The sequence below is a fragment of the Reinekea sp. genome (genome assembly GCF_982785585.1).
Genome location: NZ_CEYAVF010000004.1, coordinates 41004 through 52441 on the forward strand (window position 1 = coordinate 41004; position 11438 = coordinate 52441).

General features: G+C 53.0%; 9 protein-coding genes and 1 pseudogene. 8 read left to right on the top strand and 2 right to left on the bottom strand.

All coding sequences use genetic code 11. The features are described from left to right. Positions 1 to 2: 2 nt before the first annotated feature. From AC4FIC_RS02795 to AC4FIC_RS02805, 3 genes are all read left to right on the top strand, one after another. Positions 3 to 1052, top strand: a complete 1050-nt coding sequence (locus AC4FIC_RS02795; RefSeq protein WP_100257209.1) for a protein-glutamate methylesterase/protein-glutamine glutaminase — start codon at positions 3 to 5, stop codon at positions 1050 to 1052. Positions 1053 to 1912: 860 nt separating this feature from the next. Further along, the gene (locus AC4FIC_RS02800; protein WP_100257208.1) at positions 1913 to 3664 is read left to right on the top strand and encodes a hypothetical protein; all 1752 of its coding nucleotides are present in this window, start codon (positions 1913 to 1915) and stop codon (positions 3662 to 3664) included. Between the two features lie 223 nt (positions 3665 to 3887). After that, positions 3888 to 4643: a TSUP family transporter gene (locus AC4FIC_RS02805; protein ID WP_100257207.1), complete on the top strand. Its 756-nt coding sequence runs from the start codon at positions 3888 to 3890 to the stop codon at positions 4641 to 4643. Here the strand turns inward: AC4FIC_RS02805 and fabR are convergent. Next, a complete protein-coding gene (gene fabR, locus AC4FIC_RS02810; protein ID WP_100257206.1) occupies positions 4614 to 5267 on the bottom strand; it encodes an HTH-type transcriptional repressor FabR in 654 nt (217 codons plus the stop codon). The two genes, AC4FIC_RS02805 and fabR, sit on opposite strands and share 30 nt — an antisense overlap. Positions 5268 to 5392: 125 nt before the next feature. Between fabR and AC4FIC_RS02815 the strand changes: the two genes are divergently transcribed. The 3 genes from AC4FIC_RS02815 (at position 5393) to AC4FIC_RS02825 (ending at position 8179) form a co-directional block, all read left to right on the top strand. After that, positions 5393 to 6475, top strand: a complete 1083-nt coding sequence (locus AC4FIC_RS02815; protein ID WP_100257205.1) for a flavin reductase family protein — start codon at positions 5393 to 5395, stop codon at positions 6473 to 6475. Beyond that, positions 6475 to 7545, top strand: a complete 1071-nt coding sequence (locus AC4FIC_RS02820) for a fatty acid desaturase family protein (protein WP_100257204.1) — start codon at positions 6475 to 6477, stop codon at positions 7543 to 7545. Before AC4FIC_RS02815 ends, AC4FIC_RS02820 begins: the two co-directional genes overlap by 1 nt. An 82-nt stretch (positions 7546 to 7627) precedes the next feature. Next, a complete protein-coding gene (locus AC4FIC_RS02825) occupies positions 7628 to 8179 on the top strand; it encodes an NUDIX hydrolase (protein WP_100257203.1) in 552 nt (183 codons plus the stop codon). Between the two features lie 91 nt (positions 8180 to 8270). Here the strand turns inward: AC4FIC_RS02825 and AC4FIC_RS02830 are convergent, their stop codons facing one another. After that, positions 8271 to 9881 carry an isocitrate lyase gene (locus AC4FIC_RS02830; RefSeq protein WP_100257202.1) on the bottom strand — a complete coding sequence of 537 codons (1611 nt, stop codon included), beginning with the start codon at positions 9879 to 9881 and terminating at the stop codon, positions 8271 to 8273. Between the two features lie 207 nt (positions 9882 to 10088). On the opposite strand from AC4FIC_RS02830, the gene AC4FIC_RS02835 reads away from it, so the two are divergent. Both AC4FIC_RS02835 and AC4FIC_RS02840 read left to right on the top strand, forming a co-directional pair. Beyond that, complete coding sequence (locus AC4FIC_RS02835) at positions 10089 to 11039, top strand: LysR family transcriptional regulator (protein WP_100257201.1); 951 nt, start codon at positions 10089 to 10091, stop codon at positions 11037 to 11039. Positions 11040 to 11190: 151 nt separating this feature from the next. Beyond that, positions 11191 to 11438 (top strand): annotated as a pseudogene (locus AC4FIC_RS02840) (malate synthase G); the annotation flags it as partial.

The following is an 11438-nucleotide window of genomic DNA, read 5'->3' on the forward strand; positions in this document are numbered from 1 at the left end:
CTATGATCAAAGTCTTGGTAGTCGATGACTCCGCATTGATTCGGGCCCTATTGGGTAAGCTTATTGCAGCCGATCCGGCCCTGATGTTGGTCGGGGCCGCGCCCGATGCCTTCGTCGCGCGCGAGATGGTTATTCGGTTGCAGCCCGATGTGATCACGCTCGATATCGAGATGCCAAAGGTCGATGGCCTGACCTTTCTAACGCGCCTGATGCAGGCCCGGCCCACACCGGTCATTATGATTTCGACCCTAACCAGTGCGGGGGCAGACGCTACCTTGAGAGCCTTGGAATTGGGAGCCGTGGACTTTATTGCTAAACCAATGCTTGATGTCAGCCGGGGCATAGAGGCTTACCAAGAATTGATCAGCACTAAAATCAAGATGGCCGCCCAGGCCCGACTCATTAAGCCCAAAGTTAGCAGCCTGAATCGCATTGCACCGGGGTCCAATAACCTCATCGGCTCCGAGACAATATTAGCCATTGGTGCCTCGACAGGCGGGACAGAAGCCATTAAGTATCTATTGATGCAGTTTCCAGCCGCCATGCCCGCAATCGTGATAACTCAACATATGCCACCGGGCTTCACCAAAACATTTGCGACTCGACTTAATAGCCTCTGCCAGGTGCGAGTTAAGGAAGCGGAGCAGGGTGAACGATTGCTGGCCGGCTGCGCCTATATCGCGCCAGGCGACCAACATCTGGAGGTGATTCGGGTTGGCGCCGATTATCGCGTGCGCCTGCACCAGCAAGAGCGGGTCAGCGGCCATCGGCCCTCCGTCGATGTCCTATTTCAATCGCTGGCCCACAGTGCCGGGGTCAACACCGTAGCACTGATCCTGACCGGTATGGGCCGTGACGGCGCAGAGGGTATGTTGAGACTCGCGCGGCAGGGCTGTTATACCCTTGCTCAGAATGAGGCCAGTTGTGTTGTGTTTGGCATGCCCAAGGAAGCGATTAAGTTAAATGCCGTGAGTGAGGTTCTGGGCCTCGATCAGCTCGGCGATGCGGTAATCCAGAGGTTAAACGCCTTGTGCGCCGCCACCGGCCTATAGGGGGCTCGTAGATTCCACCAGATCGATTCGCCGTTGCACAGGCCATCAGCGCAGTTTTCTCCAATACCTTTTGAGTTGAATCAAGCTTCTTCCGAGTCGCTCGGAGTATTATGTCGCTTGTGTTAAATAGTGCACATATTAGTAAAAGGGATTGTAATACAAATGGCAGCGGCCAATTGCTGGTAATGCGCCAATATATGACTGTCCTAGCGTCATTGTGTCGTAAAAGTTGATAATGTTAGTCTTAAAAATCGCTCGTTAATTAACCAGCAAGTGTTCTATATTTAACACGCTTTAGAGACTTAGCCACAAATTCAAATATTGTGTGCTGAAACGTAAGATAACTGACCTCCAGGAACAAAATTAAATGAAACGGAACGGACCCTCCAGACATTCTCTTATGGCTTTTGTGAAAGTAATTTCCAAAACACCAAAAGTACGAGACGACGGGAACCGCAACACGCTGAAAAACCTATGCCGACCCGAAGTGCGTGAAGAGTTGAATGTTCAGGGTGTCGCTATTTTGAGCGACAATTGATCTGCGTTCAGCAGGTCGCCTAGTAATACCCCATCCTGCCATAGGACCCTTAAGCTAGTGGGGTTCTATCGGTCTTAGCAGCGCGTTTGCTTAGGCGAGTCGGCTTGCCAAATCCGAATGAATAAGTTTTTCTGCTTAGGCCCTCACATCCCGGTTTTAACCTCCAATCCCGCCGCTAGGCTTGGCTATTGCCGAGCATCTTTAAATAGTCTTGTATTTCAAGGCCATAGGGTAAACTCTCAGGACCGATCGCCGGCAAATAGTACTAAATGTTTTGACCCGTCGGGCGATAAACTGATTAAGACTATTTGGATTCTTTGTTATGTCAGTCCTGAAATTATTTCGACCCCCACTATTTGCTGTCGCGCTAATGTTCGCCGTGCCGCTGGTGCATGCCCTGGAGTATGGTGTTGACGGCAGTTTAGCCAGCTCGACGCTAGTGGACGATTGGGGCGTCGCGACCCATCTGCAAATCATAGGTGACAACCACCTAGGTTTGGATTTGGGTTATCAATATCTTAATAGTATGACCTATGATGGGTTCGGTTCGGCGGTAAGCCATGCCTTCAGTCAATATGAGGTCGGGCTCCTATGGCAGCTTGGCGAGGATGGCCTGCGCTTACAAACGCAGGCCGGAATGGTCCTATCCGGCAACGCGTTACAGGCCGGCACTGACGATCTGATCACCATGTTTCAACCGGGCTACCAAGTCGGCCTCGGGTTGAGTGTACCCATCTTTACCCGCTTTAGAGCCTTTGCCGATGCTGGCTATCAGGGTTGGTTGGCCGGTGAAATCCCCGATCAAACACGCTGGCGCTATGGCTTGCGGTTGAACTTTGGTGGTGTCGACAAAAAAGCCTTAGCCGCTGAAGAGGCCGCTCAAGCACAGCAAGAAGCGGAACGGCAGCAGGCCCTAATTGACAATCCACCGGTTACCATCGACACCGCAGTGCCGGTATATGTGCCCAGCACTATGTCCCAATCGTTGCCACCCATTCTGAGCTTGGCGGAGTTGTGCAAATGTTTTCCAGCCGGCCCCTTTACCCTGCAGCTGGGTCAGTTTGGCAACATGCAGCAAGCGGTAAGGAGTTTAGAGTTTCGTGGTCTGCGTCAATTCTTCAACTCACGCGCCTACCAAAAAGCACCTTTGCCGGTGTTCCTGTCCCAGTCTTCGGATGATATGCCGGTTGGCATTTACCTTGGTGAGCTGGAAACCCTCGCCGAGTTAAAATATTGGCACCATGAATTGCGTAAAAGTGGTCTGAGTGCGCGGTTCCGCAAGATTCTCGGCAGCAATGGTCAGCGCGTGGAAAACCCAATAGTGGCCATGGATGATAAGGTGGTCTTAGACAACCCGATTTACACCGCCGAAGAAATACGGCGCATGAATACGCTGGCCGAAGACTATGTGGCGCCGGTGCCTGAGCAAAAATTGTTAGTTGAGAAAGCGGCCTACGATAACCAATTGGCTAGCAAACGCACGGTGTTGAACCAAGCCCCCGTACCACAAGTTTATTTGGCCGACACGGCAGTGCAGATTGGGCCTATTGATATGAGCGAATTACAGGCCTTGTTGTCGGTTACCGCCATGCGTGAAGCACTGGCCCGCACCACCAAATTCCGCGTTCCTCTGGACATGGCGTTGGTATGGGACGAAGGTAAGCAGGAAGCCTGGCTGAATTTTGCACGCTTCGAAGATGAGCAACATCTGGACGAATGGCGGGCCTGGTTAGATTCAGAGGGTTTGACCAGTCGTCGCTTGGCGAAGCCGTTCAACCCCTTGGGTGATGTCTATGAATTTCAGCTCGGTCAGGCGCAACAGGAGTTCAGCATTGAAATTACCCGACATGATGCATTCGATAAGATGCTGCACAGTATGACATCGCCAGAAATCCTCTGGTTCCAGGCCTATCAACGGATTAATGACCGGCCCATTCACACCAGTCTGAATTGGTCGATGGCCGATTCCCGTTATCACCTAATTGTCACCAATGTGCAGACCAGTGACGAACAACAGGTAATATGGAGCAGTTTGACCGCGGTCGGTCTGCTGCCCTCATTGGCCGAAGAATAGGCCAATCGACCAGTAGTCGGCCAGGGTGAGATCGGTAAGTCTCACAAATTTTAATGACAGACATGGTCAAGGAAGGGTCGCCGGTCAGCCTTTGATGACCAGCTGGTGACTTTGCCGCCTGGCTAACTTCTACCCTGTTGTATCACCTAGCCGACTCTCTATCCGAGGCCCGCAGGTGCGCCATCGACAGACTGCTGCAGCGAACCTTTACTTTGGACCCCGCATGGACTTTCCTATTGAATTACTCGGTATATTATTTATCGTTGCGCTCATCGCAGGCTGGGTCGATACCCTCGCCGGTGGCGGCGGTTTGCTGGTCTTGCCCGCGTTGTTGCTGTGCGGTATTCCGCCCATCCAGGCTTTGGCGACCAATAAGTGCCAAGGCTTTGTTGGGACCCTGTCGGCAACCCTAACCCTTTATCTTAAAGGCCGGTTGAAGACGGCTGGGTTAGGGCGCCTGATGGCTTATACGGCCTTAGGCGCCCTGGCTGGTACCTGGCTGATTCAACGCATCGACACCAGCTGGCTAGCATGGGTGATGCCGCTGCTGCTGTTGCTCGTTGCCGGCTATTTTTTTGCCGTGCCTAATTTGGGTGAGCAGGAAGGTCGGGCCAGGATCAGTGATCGCCTCTGGGGCAGAACCCTAGTCCCACTGATTGGTTTCTATGATGGTTTTTTCGGTCCGGGCACCGGCTCTTTTTTTGCCGCCAGCAGCGTGGTGCTGCGGGGTAAAACTCTGATCGACTCAACGGTTATCGCCAAACCCTTGAACTTTACCTCGAATATCGTCTCGTTAGTGTTGTTCGCCTTCGGCGGTCAGGTGATCTGGTCGATCGGCCTAGTGATGATGGTGGGCCAGGCTCTGGGGGCCACCTTGGGCGCCCATTCAATCTATTGGGGCGGTGCTCGGTTGATCCGGCCTATGGTTATCCTGATGTGCGTGGCGATGTCAGTCCGTCAGTTGTGGGTATTTTTCTAGTTGATACGCGCCAGTGACGAGCATCTTGATCATAATCACCATCTGATCGATTAGCAGAGGATGCTCCTCTTGGGGCATCTCTAAGGCATCGGCCCCCATAGCAAACACCAGGCGGGTAATGGCCCGGGCAATGAGCGCCGGTGCGGCCGGTGACAGGGCTGATCGGGCGGCGATCGCGATCAGGTCCTCGGTCAACTCCTGTTCAAAAAAGCTCAGCTGCTGACGCACCGCATGCTTAAAGCGGTCAGAGCCGATAACGCCTTCGCGTAGCAAGATGGGTAGGTAGGGGCCGTCGTCATAGAGTTGTTCAATAAAGGTTTCGACCGACATCCGCACGATGCCTTTATTGCGCTCCTGAGCGCGAAAGCGGGCCTGCCCAATGACCTTACGCAGGGTGCTGCCGGCCAGTTCGATCACACAAATAGCCAATTCATCCGTGCTCTTAAAGTGCCGGTAGAAACTATTGGGTGCAATGCCAGCCTCGCGGGTAATCTCACGCAGGCTAAGCGAGGAAATCGAACGATGCGGGCCGACCAACCGAAGGGCCGCAGCGATAAGTTGTTCTTGGCTGATGGTGGCTTTGCGGCCAACCGTCGGTTTGGCTGCTCGTTCTGATGGGCTCACAGGTCATCCTTAAGTCGTATCCCGGCTAGGTCTTAACTTAACACTAATGAGACCCTCTGCAGAGCATTATTAGACAAGTGTATACAATTCATTATAATTGCCGGTCTAACTAGACGGTAAAAAGTATGATAAAAGTTTCTGATGCGCTGATGTCGTTTCGAAATATGGTCCTCCCTGAGCCCGTTTTCGATTTTTGGTGTGCCGAACTAGGACTTCTCTCGCGCCGTCAGGCCGCAGTGGCACGTGCCGTGAAGGTCGTCTCAGAAACACCCAATACAGTCTCTATCTGGCTCAAGCCCAATGCCAATTTTGTTGGCGTATTGCCCGGGCAACACGTTAATGTCGGCATTGAAATCGATGGCCACCGCTTCCAGCGCAGTTATTCGGTTAGCGGTGTGCGCGGTCGGTGTTTTCGCATTACCGCGCGCAAGGTTGCCAATGGCAAGGTCAGCTCCTATCTAAATCAATATGCCCAACGTGGCATGCGCTTTAGCTTGGGGGAGGTGTATGGTGATGTGACGGTCAATAGCTTCGCCCAAAAACCGGCCCTATTCTTAGCCGGTGGCATCGGTATCACACCGATTATCTCTATGCTCGAGAGTTGGTCGCAGACCATGCGCCATCAGCCGGTGCAGCTGGTCTACTGGGGCAAAACAACCCAAGACTTGGTCTTTATTGAGCGCTTAAAAAATTTGGCGCAAAAGCACAGCTGGTTTGAGCTGAAGATTCTCGAAACGCAATTTTTGGAACGCAATGCCGACGGTACGCCCAGACTCTTGGCCGAAACCTCAGCCTGGTTTCAGGAGCTAAAGGGCCGATTGACCGACTTTGAAGCCTTTGCCTGCGGCAGTGATGGCTTTGTCGACCAGATACGGGAGCGCTTCTCGCCCCTGGTAAACACCTTTCAGTTCGAATCTTTTTCGCCGCTACTGGTGGCCGCCGAAGCCGGCGTGCCGATTCAGGTCCGCTTGACCAAACAGAACCGAACCGTAACCGTGCCCAGTGGGGTCAATCTATTGAACGCCTTGGAGCGGGCTGGCGTGGCCGTGTCATCCGGTTGTCGCCGGGGCACCTGTAATACCTGCAGTTGCAATAAAATCAGTGGCATCACCCAACATCAGGGTGATCGTTCCATCAACGAGGCCATGGCATCGGGCTTTAAACCCTGCACCCAGTCCGCCCTCAGTGATATAAGCTTGGAGATGTAATGACCGCCCTGTACAAAGAATTGACTGCCGATGAGACGCGCCGCTTTGGCGCGGCCATCGATCAATTGCATGCCGAGGTTAAACAAGAAATCGGTCAGGCCGATGCCGATTACATTCGGCGCGTCCACCGTGCGGTGCGCTATCTGGGTGTGATCGGTCGAGCGGCGTTGATGTTGAGTTTTATTCCACCGTTCTGGTTTATCGGCGTGGCGGCCTTGGCCCTATCTAAAATTATCGACAATATGGAGCTGGGTCATAATGTGATCCACGGTCAGTATGATTTTATCGGAGATAAACACCTCAATGGTAAGCAGTTTGAATGGGATATTCTCGGCACCAGCAACAATTGGCGTAAGACTCATAACTACAAGCATCATACCTACACCAATATTGAAGGGCAGGATGAGGACATAGGCTATGGTTTTATCCGCGTCTTTGCCGAACAAAAGTGGCATCCCTGGTATCTGCTCCAGCCGCTCTATAGCTTTTTCTTTGCCTTTGCGTTTCAGTGGGGCGTGGCGCTGCAAAACCTAAACGTTAAGCCGCAACCGGGCACGAACTATTTTAAGCACCTGACGCGGCAAAACCCCGAGGCCTGGCAGAAGATTAAGTGGCAGCTGGGCAAAGATTATCTGATCTTTCCGCTATTGGCGGGGCCGATGTTCCTATCGGTCTTAGCCGGCAACATGGCGGCCAATGTGATTCGCAGTTTGTGGACCTTTATCATTATCTTCTGCGGCCATTTTACCGAGAAAACGGTCTTGTTCCCGGCCAGTGCGGTCAATGACAACGAGCCCGGACAATGGTATGTGCGCCAGGTTCGAGGCTCCAGCAATATCACCGGCGGGAAGCTGTTTCACTTCTTGAGCGGCAATCTCAGCCATCAAATTGAGCACCATCTGTTCCCCGATATACCGGCGAATCGTTATGCCCAACTAGCGCCACGGGTCAAGGCGATCTGCGCCGAATACGGCCAAACCTATAACAGTGGGCGACTGTCGGTGCAGTTCTATCAGGTCATCTATGCTATCTGCCGGCATGCTTTTCCGTCGCGTCCGCGGTCCATTTGACCCTTACATGCACCGCAAAATGGTTGGCTCAGCCCAGCCACTGGCGTAGAGTGCCGTTTCGTTCCTAGTCCGTGAGACACCCATGTATTCGCAACAAGAGGCCTTGGGCCAGCTGCTTGACTATAGTGCGCTGGATTCTGACCAGCAGAAAGCGCAAGAATTTATCGTTGAGTTTGTCCGTGCTAACCCGGACTATTGGTCGCGTGCCAATCTGGCCGGTCACCTAACCGGCTCGGCCTGGATAACGGATGTCCGGCGTGAGCACGCGGTATTGCTGCACCATAAGAAGCTCAACATGTGGCTGCAACCGGGTGGGCACATCGATGCCGATGATGCTGACCTGGCTCAGGCCAGCTTACGTGAGGCCCAGGAAGAGACCGGGTTGTTCAATCTGGTTCTGGCCCAACCGGGTATCTTTGATCTGGACGTGCACCGCATTCCGGCGCGGCCGTCGGAGCCGGAGCATTGGCATCTCGATGTTCGCTTCTGGTTTGTTAGTGCTGAGCAAAGCTTAGTGCTGAGTCATGAATCCAATGCTTTGCGCTGGTTAAACCGAGCCGAGATAGGCCAACTGACCCAAGAAGAATCGATTATGCGTATGGTCCGCAAGAGCCTTGCAACCCAACCAATTTAGGCTGATTGTGCAGCGCAATAAAAAGGGCGACCCTAGGGTCGCCCTTTAGCGGTATAAACGGGTTGGTTCGAGCGCCTGCCAAGGCTCGGGTCTAGCCGAACTGGTTCATGGTGTTATCGTCACCGGCTGCCTTCAGGGCATTGTCTCCGGAAAAATATTCCTTATGGTCATCGCCTATATCTGAGCCGGACATTTGCTGGTGTTTCACGCAGGCGATACCTTGGCGTATTTCTTGTCGTTGCACGCCGGCAACATAACCCAGCATGCCATCGGTACCAAAGTAGGCTTTGGCCAGGTTGTCAGTCGACAACGCCGCCGTATGGTAGGTTGGCAGGGTAATAAGATGGTGAAATACGCCGGCATTCTTGGCCGCATCCAGTTGGAATTGCTGGATGCGACGATCGGCTTCTAGGCCGAGTGGGCTATCGTCATAGCTCGGCTGCATCAACTCGGCGCGTGAGTAGGCCGAGACGTCGGTGCCGGCCGCCGACCATTCATCGAACAGTTGCTGGCGGAAACTCAGGGTCCAGTTGAACGACGGCGAGTTGTTATAGACCAGTTTGGCTGTCGGTATCACCGCTCGAATTCGGTCAACCATGCCGCCAATTTGGCCCACATGGGGTTTTTCGGTTTCGATCCAGAGTAGGTCGGCGCCAGCCTTCAGCGCTGCGATGCAATCGAACACACAGCGATCTTCACCACTACCGGGCCGGAACATGAACAGGCCCGATGGCAGGCGTTTGGGTCGCACCAGCTTGCCATCCTGTTGCAGGACCACATCGCCCGGGTTCAACATCTGCGGCGTCACTTCTTCGACATCCAAGAAACTGTTGTACTGGTCTGCCGCGTCGCCGGCGACTCTGACCTTGGCGATCTGTTTGGTAAGACCGGCTCCTAAGGAATCGGTGCGTGCGACGATAATACCGTCATCGACACCAAGCTCTAAAAAGGCATAACGCACCGCGCGGATTTTCGCATGAAAGTCTTCATGCGGCACCGTGACCTTGCCATCCTGATGGCCACATTGTTTTTCATCGGCAACCTGGTTCTCCAATTGGATGCAACAGGCACCGGCCTCAATCATTTTCTTAGCCAATAGATAGGTTGCTTCGGCATTGCCAAATCCGGCATCGATATCGGCGATAATCGGCACTATATGGGTCTCATATTGATCAATCTGCGCAATTAGATTGCGTTCCTTTAGGTCGTTTCCAGCTTTAACGGCGCTATCCAAGGCATGAAACAGAACGCCCAACTCGCGCGCATCGGCTTGACGCAGGAAGGTGTAGAGCTCCTCAATCAAACTGGCCACGGCGGTCTTTTCATGCATCGACTGATCGGGCAGGGGGCCAAAGTCTGAGCGCAGAGCGGCAATCATCCAGCCAGACAGGTAGAGATACTTGCCTCGGGTCGAGGTGAAATGCTTTTTCACCGAGATCATCTGCTGTTGGCCGATAAAGCCGTGCCAGCAACCCAACGACTGAGTGAATTGACTGCTGTCGCCATCGTAGGCTGCCATATCGCGGCGCATGATGGTGGCGGTGTAACGGGCGATATCGAGTCCGCTCTGAAAACGGTTCTGAGTGCGCATGCGCGCTACCGCTTCGGCATCGATGCGGTCCCAACTGGGGCCAGCAGCTTGGCTCAGGCGATCGGCGGCCTGCACGCTGTCTTTATAGGTAGCAACCTTGGCTTGTGACATCTTGAAGAACCTCTTTTGGGTGTGTATTAAGCGGCGCTGGCGCCCTGGATATTGCTTGGATCTGTATAAACAATAGGCAGGCGGCTATGATTCGTCTAGTTTATATGTATAATTTTGGTTATACGTATAGTGAATAGTAATCAGAAGAATTTATATTTTTAGCGTAATTACGCTAAAAATAATGTTCTTGTTTATAGGAATTAAAATATGCAGTTAAACCGAGTAGATATGAACCTCTTAGTCTATTTAGATGCGTTGTTGCGCGAGCGAAGTGTTACTCGAGCTGCTCAAAAGTTGGGTATTAGCCAGCCGGCGATGAGTAATGGCCTGCGTCGCCTGCGCGATCTATTTGGCGACCCACTGCTGATTCGCACCAGCGACGGCATGACTCCGACCGAACGGGCTCGCGAGCTGGAGCCGATGTTACGCTTGGCGTTGCAGTCGTTGGAAAAGGTGGTCCAACCGCGCGCCCACTTCGATGCCTTGGAGAGCCAGCGGGTGTTTCGGATCATGGCCAGTGACTATGCTGAATCGACCCTACTGCCCGCGCTGCTCAAGCGTTTAACGGTCGAGGCGCCGGGCGTGGCGCTCGATGTGATGACGCCCAGCGATGTCAATTTTTCCGATGTCGAGCAGGGTCGTGTCGATATGGTGATCAATCGCTTTGATACGTTGCCGCAATCCTTTCATCAGATGACGGTCTGGACCGATAACTTCTGCTGTATGCTCAGTACCGATAACCCCATTCTGGAAAACTTTAGCCTGGCCAATTACCTTAAATCCCGCCATGTCTGGGTCAGCAAGACCGGCTATGGTGTGGGTGTTGGGGTGGATCCAAGCGATGTGCAGAAGCTCGGTTTCGTCGATGATATCCTCCATCAGATGGGTAAGAAGCGCGATATAGCGGTCTTTACCCGTCATTATCAGGTGGCCATGCTGCTCGCCGAGGAAAACAATCTGATTGTCACCATTCCGGCCCGAGCGGCACATTTGCAGGCGCGTAATCCGCGCCTGGCGGTCAAAGCGCCGCCGTTTGAAATCCCCTCTCTGTTGTTAAAGATGGTCTGGAGTCCGTTGCTGCACCATGATCCGGCGCACCGTTGGATTCGTCGTCTGATTATCGATGTGGCCGAGGAAATTCCGGCGCCGTATTTTTAACCTAAGGGCCTCTTTTAGGCCTTTTTTTTGACCCTGTTTTTATACTTATACGATTTATGAATGTGATGTATTGTTTATATATATTATGTGAATCTAATTGGACGCCCTATGATCGAAATATATTAATTTTCATAAGTTGGCGGAGAATTCTATGACGATGATGATTCAGATAGGCGGATTAAGCGTTGCCCAATCCTTGGTGGACCTAGTGGAGCGTGAAATTTGCCCGGGTACTGGTATCAGCGCTGCCCATTTTTGGCGTGAAACGGCGTTGATCGTTGCGCAGCTGGGGCCCATCAATAGAGAGCTGTTGCAGGTCCGCGATCGGATGCAGGCGCAACTCGATCGTTGGCACCAGGATCGCGTCGGCCAGGTGTTCGAAGCGAACGACTATCGAGC